This window comes from Tenacibaculum sp. MAR_2010_89, from assembly GCF_900105985.1.
In the GTDB taxonomy this organism is placed as follows: domain Bacteria; phylum Bacteroidota; class Bacteroidia; order Flavobacteriales; family Flavobacteriaceae; genus Polaribacter; species Polaribacter halocynthiae.
Genome location: NZ_FNUB01000005.1, coordinates 2041177 through 2060048, shown reverse-complemented (window position 1 = coordinate 2060048; position 18872 = coordinate 2041177). Strand labels below are relative to the sequence as shown.

Annotated in this window: 14 protein-coding genes; 8 read left to right on the top strand and 6 right to left on the bottom strand. The window is 29.9% G+C overall.

The annotated features are described in order from the left end of the window. Positions 1-36: 36 nt before the first annotated feature. From BLV71_RS12445 to BLV71_RS12435, 3 genes are all read right to left on the bottom strand, one after another. Positions 37-4809: an excinuclease ABC subunit UvrA gene (locus tag BLV71_RS12445; RefSeq protein ID WP_093870866.1), complete on the bottom strand. Its 4773-nt coding sequence runs from the start codon at positions 4807-4809 to the stop codon at positions 37-39. 150 nt (positions 4810-4959) lie between these two features. Continuing rightward, positions 4960-6255 (bottom strand): MFS transporter, encoded by a 1296-nt coding sequence (locus tag BLV71_RS12440; RefSeq protein WP_093870865.1) that lies wholly within the window; start codon positions 6253-6255, stop codon positions 4960-4962. Positions 6256-6325: 70 nt separating this feature from the next. After that, positions 6326-7135 carry a M48 family metallopeptidase gene (locus BLV71_RS12435; RefSeq protein ID WP_093870864.1) on the bottom strand — a complete coding sequence of 270 codons (810 nt, stop codon included), beginning with the start codon at positions 7133-7135 and terminating at the stop codon, positions 6326-6328. 123 nt (positions 7136-7258) lie between these two features. Between BLV71_RS12435 and BLV71_RS12430 the strand changes: the two genes are divergently transcribed. The 7 genes from BLV71_RS12430 (at position 7259) to folD (ending at position 12784) form a co-directional block, all read left to right on the top strand. Next, a complete protein-coding gene (locus tag BLV71_RS12430) occupies positions 7259-8131 on the top strand; it encodes an alpha/beta hydrolase (RefSeq protein WP_093870863.1) in 873 nt (290 codons plus the stop codon). Beyond that, positions 8128-8589, top strand: a complete 462-nt coding sequence (gene msrB, locus BLV71_RS12425) for a peptide-methionine (R)-S-oxide reductase MsrB (RefSeq protein ID WP_093870862.1) — start codon at positions 8128-8130, stop codon at positions 8587-8589. Before BLV71_RS12430 ends, msrB begins: the two co-directional genes overlap by 4 nt. A gap of 53 nt (positions 8590-8642) precedes the next feature. Continuing rightward, entirely contained in the window at positions 8643-9197 is a 555-nt protein-coding gene (locus BLV71_RS12420; protein WP_093870861.1) for a DUF1572 family protein, read from the top strand. Between the two features lie 18 nt (positions 9198-9215). Next, positions 9216-9752: a GNAT family N-acetyltransferase gene (locus tag BLV71_RS12415; protein WP_093870860.1), complete on the top strand. Its 537-nt coding sequence runs from the start codon at positions 9216-9218 to the stop codon at positions 9750-9752. Between the two features lie 46 nt (positions 9753-9798). Then, on the top strand, positions 9799-10413 hold the full coding sequence (locus BLV71_RS12410) for a hypothetical protein (RefSeq protein ID WP_093870859.1): 615 nt from the start codon (positions 9799-9801) through the stop codon (positions 10411-10413). 74 nt (positions 10414-10487) lie between these two features. Further along, positions 10488-11816: a signal recognition particle protein gene (gene ffh / locus BLV71_RS12405; protein ID WP_093870858.1), complete on the top strand. Its 1329-nt coding sequence runs from the start codon at positions 10488-10490 to the stop codon at positions 11814-11816. A gap of 89 nt (positions 11817-11905) precedes the next feature. After that, the gene (gene folD / locus BLV71_RS12400; RefSeq protein ID WP_093870857.1) at positions 11906-12784 is read left to right on the top strand and encodes a bifunctional methylenetetrahydrofolate dehydrogenase/methenyltetrahydrofolate cyclohydrolase FolD; all 879 of its coding nucleotides are present in this window, start codon (positions 11906-11908) and stop codon (positions 12782-12784) included. A 79-nt stretch (positions 12785-12863) separates the two neighbouring features. Here folD and BLV71_RS12395 read toward each other — a convergent pair whose 3' ends face one another. Beyond that, a complete protein-coding gene (locus BLV71_RS12395; RefSeq protein WP_093870856.1) occupies positions 12864-15503 on the bottom strand; it encodes a valine--tRNA ligase in 2640 nt (879 codons plus the stop codon). 173 nt (positions 15504-15676) lie between these two features. On the opposite strand from BLV71_RS12395, the gene BLV71_RS12390 reads away from it, so the two are divergent. After that, complete coding sequence (locus BLV71_RS12390) at positions 15677-16090, top strand: DUF1573 domain-containing protein (protein ID WP_093870855.1); 414 nt, start codon at positions 15677-15679, stop codon at positions 16088-16090. Between the two features lie 390 nt (positions 16091-16480). Here the strand turns inward: BLV71_RS12390 and BLV71_RS12385 are convergent, their stop codons facing one another. Both BLV71_RS12385 and BLV71_RS12380 read right to left on the bottom strand, forming a co-directional pair. Next, positions 16481-17617 (bottom strand): efflux RND transporter periplasmic adaptor subunit, encoded by a 1137-nt coding sequence (locus BLV71_RS12385; RefSeq protein ID WP_093870854.1) that lies wholly within the window; start codon positions 17615-17617, stop codon positions 16481-16483. A gap of 35 nt (positions 17618-17652) precedes the next feature. Further along, on the bottom strand, positions 17653-18870 hold the full coding sequence (locus BLV71_RS12380; protein ID WP_093870853.1) for an ABC transporter permease: 1218 nt from the start codon (positions 18868-18870) through the stop codon (positions 17653-17655). Positions 18871-18872 lie beyond the last annotated feature (2 nt).

The window sequence follows — 18872 nt, the reverse complement described above, 5'->3', positions numbered from 1 at the left end:
GTAACTTACTTAAATACTAATAGTTTAAAAAAAATATTAATCGATCACTATCCCTCCTTTTTCTCCACTACCAGGCCCTAATTTAATTACTTTATCCGCAGAATTAATTAGAGTTTTATTATGTTCAATAAATAATACGGTATCTCCATTATTAATTAACGATTGAAAAACACTTATTAATTGTAAATTATCAAAATAATGAAGGCCAGTACTTGGCTCATCAAAAAGATATAAGGTTTTTACTTTCTTTTTTTGCATCATAGATACTCCTAGTTTTAACCGTTGAGATTCTCCTCCTGATAATGTATTTCCAGATTGCCCTAAAACTATATGCCCTACTCCTACTTTCTTCAAAATATGTAATTGCTTCAAAATAATTTCTTCAGTTTTAAAAAAATCGATTGCTTCAACTACAGTCATTTTTAACACTTCACCAATTGAATGCTCTTTATACTTACATGCTAGAATAGCATCATTGTAACGTAAACCTTTACAAGTATCGCATAAAAGCCATATATCACTCATAAAATCCATACTGGTTTTTACCTTACCATGCCCAGCGCAAGTTTCACATTTTCCTTTTTTACTTTGATAAGAGAAATCTGCTTTTTTTACCCCCTCTTTTTTAGCCAACTCAGTACTTGAATATATCTTTTTTAAACTCTCAATTATCCCAGTGTATACTACTGGGGTACCTAATCTATTTTGCACCAGAATTTCCTGATCAATTAATAATACATCTTCAAATTGATTTAACCCGTGTAACGAATAACAATTAACTGGTTTCTTTTTCAACCAAGAGTTAAATAATACCTCTTTAACTAGACTAGATTTTCCACTTCCAGAAACACCAGTAAGTGCTATTACCTGTCCTGAATAAAATTTTACATCTATTTTTTTAAGATTATTAGCAAAAGCTCCTTTTATTTCAAAAGGCTTACCTTTTTCATTAAATACTTTTTCTATAATATTTTCATCTAACTCAAATAACCTTCTAGTAATTGATTGCTTTACTTTATTAATACCATTAATCTTTCCTTGATATATTATTTCACCTCCAAATCTACCTGCTCCTGGTCCCATTTCTATAATATAATCCGTTTTTTTAATGAATGAAATATCATGTTCTACAACTACAACAGTATTTCCATTGGCTACAATTTTTTTTAATACTTTTGATAAAACTGTAACTTGCTTATCATCTAGTCCTATTGTTGGTTCATCCAACACATAAGTTACTCCATATAAATGGCTCGATAATTGACCTGCTAAAGTAATACGTTGACGCTCTCCTCCTGAAAGTGTTGTTACCGATCTATCTAAACTTAAATAACCCAATCCTAAATCTATAATAGTTCTTAACGATTTTTTTACAGCTGGTAAAACTACTTTACTAATTTCCAGTATAACCTTATCAAGATTAGAAGGTATACTTTCAATCAATTCATAACAAGATACGATGTTCTGTTTTGATATTTCATAAATATTTTTACCTTGGAATTTTACATGCAATAATTCATTTTTTAACCGACTTCCTTTACATGTATAACATTCAACCTCATGTAATAAATCTTCTAAATTTTTCTTGTTTTTATTATGAATTTTTCTTTGGTATTCACTATCAATATAATTGCATAACCCTAACCATTTAGCATTTAATTCTTGCGTTCCTGATCTTGATTTAGTTTTAAAATTCCAAGTGAGACTCCACACCTCTTCCCCTGTTCCATAAAGAATTACATTCTTAATCTCAGCATCCAAATCTTCCCAAGGAAGTTGTAAATTCCATTTATTTTGTTTGGCAACTTCATTAAGAATTGCCATAAACTGACCATTTACATCCGAATAATAAGCTATTGCTTTATTGGTAGAAATTGCTCCTTCAAATATTGACTTTTCAGGAAAAATAATTATTTCATCAGGATTACATTTCAGCTTCACACCAATTCCTTCACAACTTGGACACGCTCCTAAATGATGATTAAAAGAAAAATGTTGAGCTGTATATATTTTTTCTTCATACTGGGCTATTCTAGAGTACAATAATCTAAATGCGTCATGAATTCCTGACAATGTTCCAACAGTAGATCTCTTTGTAGTAGTCCCCCCTCTTCTATTTACTCCAATTGCTGGACCTAAACCTGAAAAAGATTCCAACTCAGCATTACTGTTTTGTTTTAAAAAACTTCTATTATATGTAGACAATGATTCCGTAAATCGAGCATTTGATTCAGCAAATAATGTATCATATACCAAAGATGACTTTCCACTTCCAGAAACTCCAGTTACAACAGTTAACTGATTTTTAGGAATACGAACATCTATATTTTTAAGTCCGTTAGTTGTTACACCTTTCAACACTATATCATTAGAAATAACCGTTTCTTCTATTTGATTATTGATTGTATTATATCGTGATTCCTCATTACGATTTGGAATACCTTGATGAAGAATGTTCCCACCATTAACACCTCCAATAGGTCCTAATTCAATATGCCAATCACTAACACTTATAATTGTTTGATTTTGTTCAACACAAACTATAGTATTCCCCTTGTTCTGAATAGCTTTAAATAAATTAAGAAGTGATTCAATATCATCTTGATGTAAACCAATACTTGGCTCAATTATAACATATAATGTATTACCTGTATCTTTTTTCTGTAACTGATTTGCAATTTTAATACGCTGAGCCTCTCCTCCAGAAAGAGTTGTTGATGAATGTCCTAAAGTTAAATATCCAAGCCCAATTTCTTTTAGTGTTTCAAGTCCTTGAGTTATCTTTTTATGGCCTTCAAAAAATTTTAAAGCATCGTTAACCGATAACCTATAAATATCGGCAATTGATAATCCATTATATGTTACTTGAAGTGTTTCTTTATTAAATCGATCACCATTACAGGTACCACATATTAAATCAATAGTACCTAAAAAATGCATACCTATTTGAGTTTTTCCTGCACCTTGACAAACTTCACACCTCCCCCCTTTGTTATTAAATGAAAAACGAGATTTGGTAAATCCTAATAATTTTGATTCAGGCTGCTTTGCATAGATATCACGAATATGATCAGAGAGACCTAAATAAGTAGCAGGATTACTTCGTGGTGTTTTTCCTATTGGAGTATGATCAATATAAACTAGTTTATCAATACTATCAATATTTTTATAGCTTTCTAATTTTGGCAATTTTTGACTTTTATTCCCTAGCTTTCCTTCAATAACTTTGATTAAAGTTTCTTTTACTAAACTAGCTTTTCCTGAACCCGACTTACCACTAACAACATTCAATTTTCCCAATTGAAATTTAACATCTATGTCCTTTAAATTTCTTTCATAACACCCTATTAGATGTATAAAATCTGTACTAGTTTTTTTCTTTGAATCTAACTGTAAATAATTCTTATTTATAGCTCTGAATGTTGGGCTAACATCTTTTAATGTTTTCTGCTTTATAAATTCTAAAAATGAACCATTAAAAACAAGTTCACCACCATTAATTCCGGCTTTGGGTCCAACTTCTATAATATGATCAGCATTAGTAATTGTATTTAAATTATGCTCTACTACAATAACTGTATTTCCTTTTTTTACCAATTGTTTGAAATGGTAAATCAATTTTTCATTTTCTTCTTTGTGTAATCCAATTGAAGGCTCATCAAAAATATAAAGAACATTACTCAAAGGTGTTAAAATTTGATTTGCTACTCGAATACGTTGAATTTCACTTGAACGAAGTGAAAATGATGAACGATCAATAGTTAAATGTCCCAATCCTAAATCTTCCAATAAACTAACTTGAGATTCAATTTTTTTTATAATTTCAGTAGCTATATCACCCCAAGAATTAGTCTTTATCCATGATTTAAGCTTAGTCAATTCTAAAGTAACAATTTCTGCAATTGACTTTCCATGAACACATACATTTAAAGCCGTTTTATTTAATCGATTACCATTACAATCCTCACAAATTACAGCATGTACATATTTAAGAATATTAGCATTTCTATCTCTTTTTAAAATATCCGACATAATCGGAATCATTCCTTTGTAATAACCTTCTTCACGAGGTTTAGCCTTGATACCTGTCCATTTTAAACGAGACTCGAGGCTATGCTTTCCAAAAGGTACTTTTATTTTAGTACTACCATATAAAATAACATCTTGCTGTTTTTTTGTTAATTCATTCCATGGAATATCTACATTAAACCCTTCAGAATTGCATACATGATTAAGTACATCAATCGTTACTTGAGAGTACATAATATACCCATTTGGTAATGTTGGAGCTAATGCACCTTCTCTAATTGTTCTTTTTGGAAAAGTAATTAAGCTATTTAAATCAATTTGTTCCTCTTTTCCTATTCCGTTGCAACGTTTACACTTTCCAACTTCAGAATTAAACGAAAAAAGAGCACGAGACAATACAACATTTTCAGTTCCAATACCAGTTCTTGCAAATAACAACCGTAACAAATCATAAATATCTGATATAGTACCTACTGTAGAACGTGCATGCATTCCTGCAGTTTGCTGTCCAATAAAAATAACAGGGGAAAGTCCTTCTATTTCATCTACATCAGGTCTTTTCAACTTTCCTAAAAACTGCCTTGCAAAAGATGGTAATGTTTCAAAGTACCTACGTTGACCTTCTTTAGCTATTATTTCAGAAATTAGACTTGATTTACCTGACCCAGATACTCCACTAACCACAATAAATTTGTTATGTGGAATCCTCAATGAAATATTTTTCAGATTATTTGTTTTAGCTCCTTTAATTATTATTTCAGAAGGTGCAATTGAATTCATAAAAAAATGAAATAAATTGTATTAACTACGAATCAAACTCCTTATATATTATAAAGGAGTTTGATTACTTAAAAAAATAGATTTTGTCAAAATAAAGTATACTACGGAAACCTACTATACCTTAAAAAACCATTAAATATATATGTACTATTATGAAACGTACTTCGTTTTCTTTAAAGTGCTTAAAATAATAAATGACGCTAAGAAGAAAACAGCTAAACACAATACACTCCATTGCATTGAATTTGTTTTTGCATATAAGAAACCATATACAAATGTACCTAACACAATTGCTATTTTTTCAGTAACATCATAAAAACTAAAATAAGTAGCATGATCTTCAGTTTCAGGTAATAATTTAGAATATGTAGAACGCGTTAATGATTGAATAGCTCCTTGTACCAATCCTAATAAACCACCTAATCCATAAAAATAGAGCCCTACATTTTCTTGATTTTTATCTAGTAAAAAAGCACAAAAACAAACAAGAGTCCATATTCCTAAAGTTACTTTTAAAGCTTTTATGTTCCCCCACTTTTCAGATAAACGAGAAAACAATGCAGCACCTGCAATAGCAACAATTTGCACTAATAAAATTGTAATAATCATATTGGTTGGTTCAAGTCCTAATTCAGTAGAGCCAAAAATTGCCGCCATTAAAATAATAGTTTGTACACCAATACTTAATAAAAAAAATGAAATTAAAAAACGTTTTAATGTTGGGTACTGTTTTACTTCTTTTAACACGTTTTGTAATTCTTTAAAACCTTTCCATATATAATCCTTTTCAGGTTTTTTATTATAAATATCATCTGGTAAACGTTTAAAAGTTATTTGTGCAAAACCTAGCCACCATAAACCAACCATTACAAATGATATACGAGAAGCCATACCAGAAGTAATTCCAAATAAATCTGGCATTTGAATTAATACTAAGTTTATTATCAATAGTATAACAGAACCTATATACCCATAAATAAATCCTTTAGCACTGGCTCTATCTTGCTGTTCAGGCAATGCTACTTCAGGTAAATATGCATTGTAAAAAACCAAACTAGCCCAAAAACCAATACTTGCCAAAATTGTAAAAACTATACCTACCCAAACAGTATCTATACTATCAAAAAAATATAAGCTCATTACTGATAACGATCCCATCCAACAGAAAAATTTCATAAACTTTTTCTTACTTCCTGTATAATCTGCAATACCTGATAAAATAGGAGAAATAAATGCTACAACTAAAAATGAAAAAGACAACGCATAACTATATAAACTATCTGGATGCTCCCAATCAATTCCTAAAAAACGAACTGACTTACCATCTGTAACTGCACTATAATACAACGGAAAAACTGCTGTACTTATTACTAATGAATATACTGAGTTTGCCCAGTCGTAAAAAGCCCAAGCATTAATTAATTTCTTATTACCTATTTTATACATAATTTATTAAATAAAAAAACCGTTCGATTAAACGAACAGTTTGCAATATAGTATATTTAAAAATTATATCTTACTTTTTGGCTGGCACATTATATTTTGCTGCTAGTCTTGTAGCTTCAGGTAAATATGCTCTTAATGTTTGTATACGACTTTCATTTGAAGGGTGAGTGCTTAAAAATTCTGGTTGTGATTTTTTTGATCCAGCACGTTGACTCATACGAACCCACACTTCAGCTGCTTCTTCTCCTTTATACCCAGCCATGATCATAAACACCAATCCTAATTTATCAGCTTCATTTTCATGTGTTCTACTAAAAGATAGCATTCCTACTTGTGAGCCTATACCGTATGCCATATTCCAAAGTTGAGAATTTTTACTATTCCTAGTACCTAAAGCAACAGCAATACCACCTAATTGTTGTCCGTAAGCACTTGTCATACGCTCTTGACCATGCTTTGCAAAGGCATGTGCTACTTCATGCCCCATTACTGCGGCTACACCATTCTCATTATCACATATTGGCATAATTCCAGTATAAAAAACAACTTTTCCTCCTGGTAAGCACCAAGCATTTACAGTTTTATCATCTACTAAATTAAATTCCCATTTATAAGAATTTGCCTCAGCTGTCATTCCATTAGCACGCATAAACCTATCAACTGCTGCTGATATTTTTTTTCCTACCCTTTTTATTTGATTAGATTTCGCCACATCTTTAGATAATTTATTTTTTTCTAAAAAACCTTTATACTGTGCAAAACTAGCTGGTAAAACTTGTGAATCTCCAACAATATTTAAACGTTTTCTACCTGTAATTGGTACTGTACTGCACTCTACTAACATAGTAGCTACAAAAACTAAAGCTAATATTTTTTTCATTACTATTTGATTTTGTTCGGGTTTTATAAATTATGACACAAAATAAGAGGATATGTCACAAAATATAATCAAAATTATATCTTTAAATTTACAAATTCTATCTTTAGCATAAAAATTATCTTAATGAATTTTATAAGTACTCGTAAAAATCCTAAAAGCATAAAAATCCCGAAGAGTATAACACTTTTAGCAAACTTTTTACAAACATTATCTACTAATTTAGTTACTAAATTTGGTTCTAAATTATTTATTACTCCAATTAACTTTTCTGTTCCTGAAAGAGAAAAAGCACTTTATAAAAGTGCTCAGAAAAAGAACATAACAATTAAAACTATTAACAAAGAAATAGAAGTATTATCATATGGCTATTCAAAAAAGAAAGTTTTATTTGTTCATGGTTGGGCTGGTAGAAGTACTCAATTATTTATGACAGCTGATAAATTATTAGAAAAAGGCTATATGTTTATTTCTTTTGATGGTCCGGCACATGGGAAGTCTTCAGGAAAAACAACCTCTATGCCTGAATTTCTAGAAGCAATTAAACAAATAGATGAAGAACTAGGTCCTTTTGAAGTAGTAATTGGCCATTCATTTGGAGGTTTATGTTTGTATAATGCTGTTTCTGATGGTTTATCTGTAAAAAAATTAGTAACAATAGGTGCTGCAGATAAAATTTCTGATGTTCTTTTAAATTTCACAAAAAGCTTAAAAATAAAACCTTTAATCGCTAAAAAAATAAAACAACTATACGATAAACAATGGGGTAAAAATATTGATGACCATTCTTCAAGTGTTGTTGCCAAAAACATACAAATACCAACTTTAATAATTCATGATAGTTTTGATGGTGATGTAGATGTAAGTTGTGCTTTAAACATACGTCAAAATATAAAAAAAGGAGAACTTTTAATTACTAAAGGTTTAGGACATACTAAAATTTTACGTGATAAAAATGTTACTTCTAAAATTATAGATTTCATTCAAAACAACTCATGAAAAACTGCATTTTAATAATTACTATTAGTCTTTTTTTTAATTTTACTGGTACAGCCCAAAACAAAAAATATAAAGTTTCAAAGCCTAATAGTGAATGGAAAAAACTATTAACTCCAAAACAATATTATGTTTTAAGAGAAGCGGGTACTGAAAGACCATCTTCTAGCCCCTTGAATAAAAATTATAAAAAAGGAATCTATGTGTGTGCTGCTTGTAAAACACCTTTATATAAATCTGAACATAAATATGATTCTCGCTCAGGTTGGCCTTCTTTTGATAGAGCTATAAAAGAAAATGTAGAATTAGATGTTGATTATAAAATTGGATATGCTCGTACTGAACTAAAATGTAATACTTGTGGAGGGCATTTAGGGCACTCTTTTAATGATGGTCCTAGTGAAACTACGGGGAAACGTCATTGCATTAACGGGGTTGCCTTAGAGTTTATTCTTCAATAATAGCTCTCATAAAAAATGACTACTTTAGAAATAAAATAAACTAGTTATCTTTTATGAGAAATTCTTATTTAGAAAGCGTAATAAAACAAATTACTTATTATAAAAGTTTAGGTGATAAAACCTTTTGCCAATTAACCAAAGAACAGCTTTTTTTCCAACAAAATAATGAAAGTAATTCAATAGCTATTATTGTTAAACATATTGCTGGAAATATGTTATCACGATGGACCAATATTTTTACTGAAGATGGCGAAAAATCGTGGAGAAATAGAGATGATGAATTTGTTAATACCTTTACTTCTAAAGAAGCTATGATTGCATATTGGGAAAAAGGATGGAGTACTTTTTCAAATACATTAAATTCTCTTAATGAAAAAGATTTAGAACGTATTATTTATATCAGAAATCAAGGACATACAGTTACTGAAGCTATTAATAGACAAATTTGTCACTATCCATATCACATTGGTCAAATTGTATTTTTAGGTAAAATGCTCCAAAATGAAAATTGGGAATCATTGTCTATTCCTAAAAACTCCTCAAAGCAATATAATCAAGAAAAGTTTAACATAGAAAAATCAAGAAAACATTTTACGGACGATTTATAAAATCTATATTTTTGCTTTATGAAAAATTATCTATTTACTTCAAAGCGTTTAGGTTTTAGAAATTGGAAACTTTCAGATATTGACAATTTATTCGAAATAAATTCGAATATTGAAGTTATGAAATACTTTCCTTCTACTCTAACAAAAGAAGATTGTGAAAAGTTTATTCATAGAATGCAACAACAATATATAAAAAATAAATTTTGCTACTTTGCTGTTGAAGTAATAGATACTAAACAATTTATTGGTTTTATTGGTATTTCAGAACAAACATATGAAGTTGATTTTAATCCATCTATAGACATTGGTTGGCGATTATCTCCAAAATTTTGGGGAAAAGGATATGCTAAAGAAGGAGCTTTACAATGTTTAAATTACGCTTTTTTTCAATTAAAATTACCTGAAATAATCTCAGTTGCTCCCCAAATTAATACACCTTCAATTACAGTTATGGAAAGAATTGGTATGAAAAAAATAAAAAAATTTAACCACCCACTATTAAGTGCTTTTCAAGAATTAGAAAAATGTGTGTTATATAAAATAAGTAACAAATAAAGTTTTCTATCGTCAATAGGATAAATAAAGTTTTAAATTTATTCTAATGAAAAACAAAACACTTCCACAGATATTTATTATCTATTTACGTTATTTATTAGGTTGTGCGTTTGTCTATGCTAGTATTGTTAAAATACAAGGACTCAGGTTTACTTCTGAAAGTGGTGCACTGAATCCAATAAATAGTGCTTGGCATTTTTTTGAAACTATGTATCAATCTGGAATTTACTGGAAATTTTTAGGGTATGGTCAATTAATAGCTGGTTTTTTATTAATGACTCAACGGTATGCTAAATTAGGCGTTATCCTTTTTCTACCAATCATTTTAAATATTTTTGTTATCACTATTTCTTACGATTTTAAAGGAACACCTATTATAACTGGGCTAATACTTGTAGCTACTTTTATTTTAATTGCTTGGGATTGGAATACATTAAAAATATTAATCAATAAAACTCCAACTTTTTCAACTAAACCAAGGTTAGAAAATGATTTTATATGGTCAATAATTGGGGGAATATTTTTCTTTCTTACTATTATATCAAAACTAATTACCTCTAAAAATAGTTTTATCCTTATTTTTTTAAGCTTTCTTACTATTAGCCTTTTAGGAATGATTATTGGGTATCGAAAACAAAAAAAAATTACCAATAAAAGTTAAATTCTACTAGTTATTAACTACCTACAACCAACTAAAATTCCTATATTTGTGCTTCTAAAAAATGGAGCCGATACATGTTTAATAATTTAAGCGAAAAATTAGATAAGGCGTTACATACGCTAAAAGGACACGGAAAAATCACTGAAGTTAATGTTGCGGAAACTCTAAAAGAGGTTCGTAGAGCTTTATTAGATGCCGATGTTAATTTTAAAATAGCGAAAGAATTTACTAAAAGAGTAAAAGAAAAAGCTTTAGGTCAAGACGTTTTAACAACGCTTAACCCTGGACAGTTAATGGTTAAATTAGTTAAAGATGAATTAACTGATTTGATGGGAGGTGATACTGTAGGAATTAATCTTGGAGGCTCACCAACTGTTATTTTAATGTCTGGTTTACAAGGTTCTGGTAAAACAACTTTTTCTGGTAAACTTGCTAGCTATTTAAAAACTAAGAAAGCTAAACAAGTTTTATTAGTTGGTTGTGATGTGTATCGTCCTGCGGCAATAAACCAATTACAAGTTGTTGGTGAACAAATTGGTGTTGAAGTATATGCTGAAGTAGGAAATCAAAATCCTGTTGAAATATCATTAAACGCTATTAAACATGCAAAAGCTAATAGTAAAAATGTAGTGATCATTGATACAGCTGGTCGTTTAGCTGTAGATGAAGAAATGATGACAGAGATTTCTAACATTCATAAAGCGGTTACTCCACAAGAAACTTTATTTGTTGTAGATTCCATGACTGGTCAAGATGCTGTTAATACAGCTAAAGCCTTTAATGATCTTTTAAATTTTGATGGTGTAATACTTACCAAATTAGATGGTGATACTCGTGGTGGAGCTGCATTATCTATTAAATCAGTAGTAGATAAACCAATTAAGTTTATTGGTACTGGTGAAAAAATGGATGCTATTGATGTTTTCCACCCTGATCGTATGGCCGATCGTATTTTAGGGATGGGAGATGTTATATCGTTAGTAGAACGTGCTCAAGAACAATACGATGAACAAGAAGCTAGAAAACTACAAAAGAAGATTGCTAAAAATCAATTTGGTTTTGATGACTTTTTAAGTCAAATTCAACAAATCAAAAAAATGGGTAGCATGAAAGATTTAGTAGGAATGATACCTGGAGCTGGAAAAGCTTTAAAAGATGTTGATATTGATGATGATGCTTTTAAAGGAATTGAATCCATTATACACTCCATGACTCCTTTAGAAAGAAGTACTCCAAACGTAATTAATGCTAGTCGTAAAAAACGAATTGCAAAAGGTTCCGGAACTTCTGTTCAAGAAGTCAATCAGTTAATGAAGCAGTTTAATCAAATGAGCAAAATGATGAAAATGATGCAAGGTGGTGGCGGAAGAAAAATGATGCAAATGATGAAAGGAATGAAATAAAAGTAAAAAGAGAAGCTGTAGACTTCTCTTTTTACTTTTATATAAAATTTTATAATAACAATAAACACAACACAACAACATTACACTACATGATATTACTAGACGGTAAAAAAACATCAGCAGATATTAAAGAAGAAATTGCGTTAGAAGTAGCAGAACTAAAAAAACAAGATAAAAAAGCACCTCATTTAGCTGCAGTTATTGTAGGAAGTGATGGAGCAAGCTTAACTTATGTAAATGCGAAAGTAAAAGCTTGTGAGCGTGTTGGTTTTGAATCTTCTTTAATTCGTTTACCTAAAGAAACTACAGAAGAAGAATTACTTAATGAAATTGCAATTTTAAATATAGATAAAGATATAAATGGTTTCATTGTTCAATTACCATTACCAGATCATATTGATGAACAAAAGATATTAATGGCTATTGATCCAGAAAAAGATGTAGATGGTTTTCACCCAATGAATGTTGGTAAATTAGCATTAAATCTTCCTACTTTTATATCTGCTACTCCATTTGGAATTTTAGAGTTGTTAGAACGTTATAATATTGAAACTTCGGGTAAAGATGTTGTTGTAATTGGACGTAGTCATATTGTTGGTAGTCCAATGAGTATTTTATTAGCTCAAAAAAGAAAAGTTGGAAATGCAACTGTTACTTTAACACATAGTAGAACTAAAAACCTATCAGAAGTAACTAAAAAAGCTGATATTATTATAGCTGCCTTAGGTATTCCTGAATTTTTAAAAGGTGATATGGTAAAAAAAGGAGTAGTTATAATTGATGTAGGAATTACAAGAGTTGCTGACTCTTCAAAAAAGAATGGATTCAGATTAGTGGGTGATGTTGATTTCAATGAAATGTCAGAAAAAGCCTCTCATATTACTCCTGTACCTGGTGGTGTTGGACCAATGACCATAGCAATGCTTTTGAAAAACACCTTACTTGCTCTGTACAGACAAGAAAATTAATTTATTAAAATACATTATAAATAAAAAGACTACAATAACAAATATTGTAGTCTTTTTTTATATTTATCTAGATATTTCTTTACTGCAAACTAACCAAACTATTTTTTATAGTTTCAATTTTAGCTATAGTATCTGATTCCTTTTTTCGTTCTAAAGTAATTACTTGTTCTGGAGCATTATTTACAAATCGCTCATTAGATAATTTCTTTTGAATTCCAAACAAAAACCCTTCTGCTCTTTTTAGTTCAGCCTTTAATTTTATAATTTCAGCTTCAACATCAATATTATCTAAAGAAATTGGCACAAAATATTCATTCGACTTTACTCTAAAAGATGCTGCTCCTTCTACTTTTTCAGAAACATAACTTATTACAGATGTATTCGTTAATTTTTGAATAACCTGATCAAAATTCTGAGTATAATTTTCAGTATTAACAACTGATAATTCTATAGCTTCTTTAAATGCTATATTTTTTTCTTTCCTAATTGTTCTAATTCCTGAAACGATATTAGCTGCAAAATCAAACTCGCTTATTAATTCCTTATCAAACTCTAATACTGAAGGATATTTAGCGATAATCAAAGCCTCTTCAGGTGCTCTTTCTGCTATTGATTGCCAAATTTCTTCTGTAATAAATGGCATAAACGGATGTAAAATCTTTAAATTATCTTCAAAAATTGCTATTACCTCCTTATATGTTTTAATATCAATTGGTTGTTGATATGCTGGCTTTACAATTTCAAGTAACCAACCACAAAAATCATCATATATTAATTTGTAAATAGCCATTAAAGCATCACTTAAACGATATTTACTATAATGATCTTCAATTTCAACTAATACTTGCTGAAATTTAGCTTTATACCATTCTAAACCTAATTTACTAGAGGCAGGTTGCTCGATAGTCTCAGAAACTTCCCATAAAGTTGTTAAATAAAAAGCACTCCATACCTTATTTCCTAATCCTTTACCTTGTTGACATAAAGCTTCATCAAACATTAAATCATTACCAGCTGCTGAACTCAATAACAAACCAACACGAACCCCATCTGCTCCAAAGTCTTCAATTAACTTAAGTGCATCAGGTGAATTCCCTAACGATTTAGACATTTTACGACGTTGTTTATCACGTACTAATCCTGTTAAATATACATTTTCAAACGGACGTTCATCTTTATACTCATATCCAGCAACAATCATTCGAGCAACCCAGAAAAATAAAATATCTGGCCCAGTTACTAAATCGTTTGTAGGATAATAATATTTAATTTCTTCATTTTCTGGGTTTCTAATTCCATCAAAAACAGACATTGGCCATAACCAAGAAGAAAACCAAGTATCTAATGCATCTTCATCTTGACGTAAATCAGATGCTAATAACGTTGTTTCTCCTGTTTTTTCTTTTGCTAAGACTAATGCTTCTTCTCTACTCTCAGCAACTACGAAATCTTCTTTTCCATCTCCGTAGAAATATGCTGGAATTTGTTGCCCCCACCATAATTGACGAGAAATATTCCAATCACGAACATTTTCCATCCAATGACGGTAAGTATTCTCAAATTTCTTAGGATATAGCTTAACATCACTATCCTCTCCTAAAACAGCTTCAATAGCTGGCTTAGCTAACTCTTCCATTTTTAAAAACCATTGATCAGATAACCTTGGTTCTATAACTGCTTTAGTTCTTTCTGATGTTCCAACCTTATTAGTATGAACTTCTATTTTCACTAAAAATCCTTTTTCTTCTAGTTCTTTAGTAACTTCTTTACGAACAACAAAACGATCTTTTCCTTCATAATGCAATCCAAAAGAATTTAAAGAAGCATCATCATTAAAAATATCAACTACTTCTAAATTATGTTTGTCTCCTAAAACCTTATCATTCTCATCATGAGCAGGAGTTACTTTTAAACATCCTGTACCAAACTCTACATCAACATATTCGTCTTCAATAATAGGAATTACTCTATTACATAATGGAACAATCGCTTTTTTCCCTTTCAAGTGAGTAAAACGCTCATCATTTGGATTAATACAAATAGCCGTATCTCCAAAAATAGTTTCAGGACGCGTTGTAGCAATTGTTAATTTATCGTCAGAACCTTCAATTTTATATTCTAAATAATAAAGGTTTCCTTGTTTTTCAACGTGAATTACTTCTTCATCAGATAAAGTAGTTTTTGCTTCAGGATCCCAGTTTACCATTCTGTAACCTCTATAAATTAATCCTTTATTATAAAGATCTACAAATACTTTTATTACTGATTCAGATAATGCAGGATCCATAGTAAAAGAAGTTCTTTCCCAGTCACAAGAAGCTCCTAGCTTTTTCAGTTGATCTAAAATGATTCCTCCATACTCATTTTTCCATTCCCATGCATGCTCAAGGAACTCTTCACGAGTTAAATCGTTTTTATTAATTCCTTGCTCTTTTAGTTTCGCTACAACTTTTGCTTCAGTAGCAATCGAAGCATGATCAGTTCCAGGAACCCAACATGCATTTTTTCCTTGTAAACGAGCCTTACGTATTAAAACGTCTTGAATCGTATTATTTAACATATGCCCCATATGTAATACTCCTGTGACATTAGGTGGCGGTATTACAATTGTATATGGCTCACGATCATCTACCTCAGAATGAAAATAATTATGTTTCATCCAGTATTCGTACCACTTTCCTTCTACCTCTTTAGAATTGTATTTTGATGGAATATTCATATGTTTTTACTATATTTAGCCTAATAAATATTTTTTGGCATTATTTTTGAAAATTGATTAGCAAAAATACAACTATCTGTGAGCTACAGAAAAATAGTTGCCTTTTTTTTAGTATCAAAAAATAATTATAAATTTGTAACCGGTTATATAACCCCTAAAATAAAATAAACATTATGAAAACAATTTTATCATTTGTAGCTATTTGCTTTATCACTTTAACTGTAAGTGCTCAAGAGTTTAAATTTGAAAACGAAGTGATTAACTATGGTAAAGTAGCTTTAGGATCTGAAGGTAAGCGTGTATTTGAATTCACGAATGTAGGTGATGCTCCTTTAATTATTAAAGACATTAGATCTACTTGTGGTTGTACAGTACCTAAAAAACCTGAAAAGCCAATTATGCCAGGAGAAAAAGGACAAATAGAAGTTTCTTATGACACAAATAGACCTGGAGGTTTTTCTAAACAAATTACTGTTATGTCTAACGCTAAGAAAGCTAGAACTGTATTAAAGATAAAAGGTTTTATCGCTAAAAAACTTGTTCCTACTAAAGCTAAGAGCATGGTTTCTACCGGAGGAACTGAATAAGTTATTACTTAAAATATTTAAAAAGACCGATGAATATTTCTATTCATCGGTCTTTTTATTTAAAAAAATAAAATTTTTAACTTTATATCATTCTCTTTAAACTTTTTCCTTTAGGAAATAAAATGAAGTAGTTATAATATGCTGATTTATTTTTTACTACAATTTAATAAGCGCTATATTAATTAAATATAATTAAACTTTTCATTATTTAATAAAATTCAATTTTAAACCTAAAAGAAGTAAAAAGAGTCTATATACTCATTCAATGTATAGCTACTACAATTGTATTAATATACTTATTAAAATAGTTAAAAACAACTATATCATAGAACAAAAAACGTCTATAAATTTCAGCTTATAGACGTTTTCTTATTTTATATTCGATTTACTTTAATCGTCATCATCTTTATCATTATCATTATCATTTTTATTTTTACCTTTTTTGGAAACCTTATTCCAAATTTTAATTTCATCATCTGCAGTTATACCTTCAATAATTTCAACATTAACTCCATCAGATAACCCTAATTTAATCTCTCTTTTTTCAAATTTCTGATCACCCACTTTTATTTCAACATAAGGCTTTTCTGTTTTTCTATCAAACTGTAATAAAGCTTCTTTTAAAGATAATACACTATCTTTCTTTGCTAATACTATCTCAGCGTTTGCACTATACCCAGCTCTAATAAAATATTTATCATCTAATGACACATCTGCTTTAATTTTAAACTGCACAGCTCCTCCTTCATCAGTCCCTTTTGGTGCTATAAAGTTTAATACAGCAGGGAACTTTTTTTCTTCAATTGCTCCAATTGCTACATCTATGTTTGTACCTTTTATAAGTTTTCCTACCTCAGATTCATCTACTTTACCTTCAAAAATCATTTTGGTCATATCTGCTATACGCGCAATAGTAGTACCAGCATTAAAATCATTTGTTTGTGTAACTTGGTATCCTTTTTTCACAGGAATTTCTACTACCATTCCTGATGTTGTTGCTCTAATACTTGTATTTGCTGCACTACCTAAACCAGATGTTGTTCCTTTTTTAATAATATCCATATCAGATTGTGCATTTGATAATCCTTGTTTTGCATTATTAAAGCTTAATTCTGAATTTTCAAATGTTTGACGCGATATTACTCCTCTATCAAATAATTTCTTGTTTCTTTCATACTGCACTCTTGCATTGTTAAATGACAGCCTTGCATTTTTAACACTTCCATTTGCTCTATTTAAAGAAGCAACATTTGGTACAACTCTAACAGTTGCTATTAAATCACCCGTTTTTACAATTGCTCCTTCTTCAACTAAAATTTTATCTACAATACCAGCTATTTGTGGCTTAATTTCAACTTCTTCTAACGGTATTACTTTACCAGTTGCAACACTTTTTTTAACTATTGTAGCTTTAAATGCTTTTTCAGTTTCATACTCAACTGGTGAAGCGCTATTTTTTTTACCAAACCATATTAACACTGCTATCAATGCTAACGCTATTCCGCCAAAAATGATTACTTTTTTCATCTGTTTTTATTTATTCTTATTAATTGATGCTATATTTATTCTTCTCTTAATGCCTCTATTGGCTTAATAACTGTTGCCATGTATGCTGGTATAAAACCTATTAATGTTCCTAAGGTTACTAAAACAGCATAAGCAATTAATACAATAGGTATGTTTACTGTTGGATTTGTTAATAAATCCATTTTATCTATCACCATTAAAATTAGTCCTCCAGCAATAATACCCAATGAACCAGCTAATAAGGTTAAGAATACTGATTCTAATATAATTTGTTGTTTAATTTTACCTGGTGTGGCACCTAAAGCCCTTCTTATTCCAATTTCTTTTGTACGCTCTTTAACTGTAATTAATAATATATTTCCAATAGCAAAAACTCCCGCTATTAACGTTGCTATACCAACAAACCAAGTTAAAAATTGCATACCTGTTAAAAAACCTGTCACTTTAGCTATTTCTTTACCTAAATTGAACCCGTTAAAGGCCCTGTTATCATCAGGATGGATTTTATGTAAACTTCTTAATAACACTTTTACATCAGACTCAACCTGCTCAATATCAGACTCTGGCTTACCTGTAACTACCATCCATTCAAATTTGTTCCCTTTATTATATACCAACCTGAATGTACTAAAAGGAATATGAACGTTATTTGTTCCTTCAAATCTACTTGGTTTATATATACCTACTACTTTATAACCTATATCGTTTACTTTTAAATATGAACCTAAAGCTTCTTCATCTTTATCATATAGTTGTTTATATACTTCAGTACTAATAACACAAACTTTTTTGTTTTCATTAATATCATTTTGATTAATGAAACGTCCCTCTGTTAAGTTTTTCTTTTGAATTTTATCTAACAACGGATAATCACCAAAAATAGTAAGGTTAGCAGTTTTTAAACCATAAACAACCATTCCTCCGGTTACATTTCTAGGTACAACAAATTCAATTCCATCAACTTCATTTCTGATTTTTTCTACATCACTTGTTGTTAAAGTAATTTGTCTACCTTCTTGAAAACCTTTAAATGCTTTTGAAGTCCTCCCACCTGACATAAAAACACTATTAGTAGCAAAATCACCAAACATGCTATTAAAACCATTTTCAATTCCTTTAGCAGCTCCTAATAACCCTACTAATAATAGGATTCCCCAAAAAGCACCAAAAATTGTAATTGCTGTTCTTGTTTTATTTTTACGAATACTTTCATAAATTTCTTGCCAGCTGTCTTTATCGAATAAAAATTTCATAA

What these genes read in the sequence shown, in the direction of transcription:
- ffh (WP_093870858.1), top strand. Translation starts at nt 10,488, where the DNA reads ATGTTTAATAATTTAAGCGAAAAATTAGATAAGGCGTTACATACGCTA.
- BLV71_RS12430 (WP_093870863.1), top strand. Translation starts at nt 7,259, where the DNA reads ATGAATTTTATAAGTACTCGTAAAAATCCTAAAAGCATAAAAATCCCG.
- BLV71_RS12445 (WP_093870866.1), bottom strand. Translation starts at nt 4,809, where the DNA reads ATGAATTCAATTGCACCTTCTGAAATAATAATTAAAGGAGCTAAAACA.
- BLV71_RS12395 (WP_093870856.1), bottom strand. Translation starts at nt 15,503, where the DNA reads ATGAATATTCCATCAAAATACAATTCTAAAGAGGTAGAAGGAAAGTGG.
- folD (WP_093870857.1), top strand. Translation starts at nt 11,906, where the DNA reads ATGATATTACTAGACGGTAAAAAAACATCAGCAGATATTAAAGAAGAA.
- msrB (WP_093870862.1), top strand. Translation starts at nt 8,128, where the DNA reads ATGAAAAACTGCATTTTAATAATTACTATTAGTCTTTTTTTTAATTTT.
- BLV71_RS12435 (WP_093870864.1), bottom strand. Translation starts at nt 7,135, where the DNA reads ATGAAAAAAATATTAGCTTTAGTTTTTGTAGCTACTATGTTAGTAGAG.
- BLV71_RS12385 (WP_093870854.1), bottom strand. Translation starts at nt 17,617, where the DNA reads ATGAAAAAAGTAATCATTTTTGGCGGAATAGCGTTAGCATTGATAGCA.
- BLV71_RS12410 (WP_093870859.1), top strand. Translation starts at nt 9,799, where the DNA reads ATGAAAAACAAAACACTTCCACAGATATTTATTATCTATTTACGTTAT.
- BLV71_RS12440 (WP_093870865.1), bottom strand. Translation starts at nt 6,255, where the DNA reads ATGTATAAAATAGGTAATAAGAAATTAATTAATGCTTGGGCTTTTTAC.
- BLV71_RS12380 (WP_093870853.1), bottom strand. Translation starts at nt 18,870, where the DNA reads ATGAAATTTTTATTCGATAAAGACAGCTGGCAAGAAATTTATGAAAGT.
- BLV71_RS12390 (WP_093870855.1), top strand. Translation starts at nt 15,677, where the DNA reads ATGAAAACAATTTTATCATTTGTAGCTATTTGCTTTATCACTTTAACT.
- BLV71_RS12415 (WP_093870860.1), top strand. Translation starts at nt 9,216, where the DNA reads ATGAAAAATTATCTATTTACTTCAAAGCGTTTAGGTTTTAGAAATTGG.
- BLV71_RS12420 (WP_093870861.1), top strand. Translation starts at nt 8,643, where the DNA reads ATGAGAAATTCTTATTTAGAAAGCGTAATAAAACAAATTACTTATTAT.